We start from the raw sequence: 2,543 nt of genomic DNA, 5'->3' as shown, positions 1-2,543 counted from the left end.
TCCGGATCTGCCGTTGCGACACGATGTCGCACTTTGCGAGTGGACTCGCAGTTAGGAGGGCCGACGTGATGTCGGTGGTGTAGTCCCGGGCGCGTGCTCGGTGCCTGGCCCTGCCCTTGGCGTGCGCTGCTGGTAACGGCGGGGTGCGAAGCCCGAGGGAAAGCCGAAGGGGTCCTCGTCCCATCGCGGGGATCACGGGTGAGGGGCAGACCGTACGGGTGAATCGCGTGAACCCTCGTTGATGCCTCGTAAAACGGAGCTCCGCGCGGTGGGACGTGTCGGGCGGGGTGCAGGGACGTGGCCGTTGTGATGCGGCAGGCGCTGGCCGGGCACGGCATCCGGTCAGGAGAGCACCGCCGGTCCCCGGGGTAGAGAGGGCACCCAACCCGGTCGTAACTCGTGAGTGCGGAACGTGGAAACCCCGACGGGGTCCGCCCGGCTTGTGGTGGGCGGTAAGCCGACCGTGAGGAAGGCCCAGTTCCCCGGGCGGGAACAGGATGACCCGAGAAGCGAATGCCGGTGGCCGAAAGGCGGCAGGAAACCACGCGGCGCACTGAACCGTTCTCCTCCTGGGCGGTGTCGTGGATAACTGGCTGGATACCGGGCCGGGTGCCCGGCTGCGAAAGCAGGCTGACGCGGGTCAGGTGAGCCCGTGAGAGAGACGATGACGACGAAGCTGGAACCGAAGGGCAAGTTGGACACTGCTGCGGTCTCGGCCGTGGTGGTGAACGGACCGGAGGACGTCCTTGACTGGCATGCGATCGATTGGCGTGCCTGCGAGGAACACGTACGGCGTCTGCGGCAGCGGATCTTCACGGCGTCGCAGGCGCAGGACCACAAGCGGGTCCGGAACCTGCAGAAGTTGATGCTCCGGTCCCGGTCGAACACGCTGTTGGCGGTTCGCCGGGTGACGGAGATCAACGCTGGACGTTTGACGGCGGGCGTGGACGGCAGGATCGTCCTCGACGGCCAGGACAAAGCCGCGCTGGCGGACGCCGTCCAGCGTCGGCAGCAGCCCTGGCAAGCCCGTCCGGTCAAACGGGTGTATATCCCGAAAGCGGACGGCCGGCGCCGGCCGCTCGGCATCCCCGTGATCGTCGACCGGGTCATGCAGGCCCGGGTGACGGCCGCGTTGGAGCCGGAATGGGAAGCCCGGTTCGAGCCGCGATCCTTTGGGTTTCGGCCCGGACGCAGCTGTCAGGACGCGATCCAGGCCATCTTCAGCACCGTCAAAGGCCGGAACCCGGCCCGGCGGTGGGTGCTGGACGCGGACCTGAAGGCGGCGTTCGACCGCATCGACCACGACCACCTGCTTGCCCAGCTCGGCGGGTTCCCGGCCAGGGAACAAGTCGAGGACTGGCTCAAGGCGGGGGTGGTCGAGCAGGGCCGGTTCACCCCGACCGAGGAGGGAACTCCGCAGGGTGGGGTGGTCAGCCCGTTGCTGTTGAACGTGGCGCTGCACGGGATGGAACATGCCGCCGGGGTTCGTTACCGCGTTGTCGGAAACGACGGCGCGGCCAGCGTCCCGGGCTGCCCGGTGTTGATCAGATACGCCGATGACTTCGTTGCCTTGTGCCGCACCAGGGACGAGGCGATGCAGGTCAAAGCCCAGCTGGCCGCATGGCTGACGCCGAGAGGCCTGGCCTTCAACGAGGACAAGACCCGCGTGGTCGACCTCGACGAGGGCTACGACTTCCTCGGATTCAACGTCCGCCGCTATAACGGTCTGCTGCTGATCAAACCGAGCAAGACGGCGGTCAGACGGATCCGGAAACGGCTGCGCACAGAGGTGCGCGCACTGCGCGGCAGTAACGCCGCCGCGGTGATCGCCCGGCTTAACCCAATCATCCGGGGCTGGGCGGCCTACTACCGGAGCGTGGTGGCCAGCGAGATCTTCACCTCGCTGGATCACTACCTGTGGAAACTGGTCTACAAGTGGGCCAGGCACTCCCACCCGAACAAGCCGACGAGCTGGGTCGTCGCCCGCTACTTCGGCATGTTCAACAAGTCCCGGCGCAACAAATGGGTCTTCGGTGACCGCGACAGCGGCGCCTACCTGCAAAAGTTCGCCTGGACCAGGATCGTGCGGCACCAGCTGGTTCCCGGCACCGCGTCGCCCGACGACCCGGCGCTGGCCGACTACTGGAACACCCGGCGGCGTCGCTCGAGGATGCAACCCCCGGTCGACCGCACCACCCAGCAGCTGCTCCACAGCCAGCAGGGCCGGTGCGCCCACTGCGGGCAGCTACTCCTGCACGCCGATCGTCCGCCACAAACCCCGCAAGAGTGGGAACAGTGGTTCGGCGGCCTGCGCAAAGCGATGGACCACAACGCCATCAGCCTACGACAGGACGGCAGCTCTCACGATCCGCAACTCCGTCTGCTCCACACCCACTGCCACCGCCGGAAAACCGGCAAATCGGCAGGCCAGCACTCTGCACGCCAGCGGCCCACAGGGCTTGCTTGAGCCGGATGCATGGAAACGTGCACGTCCGGTTCTGAGGGGGCGACGGCGCAGCAATGCGCCGTCGCTACCCGGCCGA

1 protein-coding gene is annotated in these 2,543 nt (G+C 67.3%); it reads left to right on the top strand.

Features of this window, described 5'->3' with window-relative positions:
- Window positions 1-664: 664 nt before the first annotated feature.
- Window positions 665-2,467: a group II intron reverse transcriptase/maturase gene (gene ltrA / locus IH26_RS0152240; RefSeq protein ID WP_030443769.1), complete on the top strand. Its 1,803-nt coding sequence runs from the start codon at window positions 665-667 to the stop codon at window positions 2,465-2,467.
- The last annotated feature ends 76 nt before the right edge of the window (window positions 2,468-2,543 follow it).

Origin of the sequence: Actinoplanes subtropicus (genome assembly GCF_000721705.1) — a bacterium.
In the GTDB taxonomy this organism is placed as follows: Bacteria; Actinomycetota; Actinomycetes; order Mycobacteriales; family Micromonosporaceae; genus Actinoplanes; species Actinoplanes subtropicus.
Note: the sequence above shows the minus strand (reverse complement) of the source record. Positions and strands in the feature narration are given on the sequence as shown.

What these genes read in the sequence shown, in the direction of transcription:
- ltrA (WP_030443769.1), top strand. Translation starts at nt 665, where the DNA reads ATGACGACGAAGCTGGAACCGAAGGGCAAGTTGGACACTGCTGCGGTC.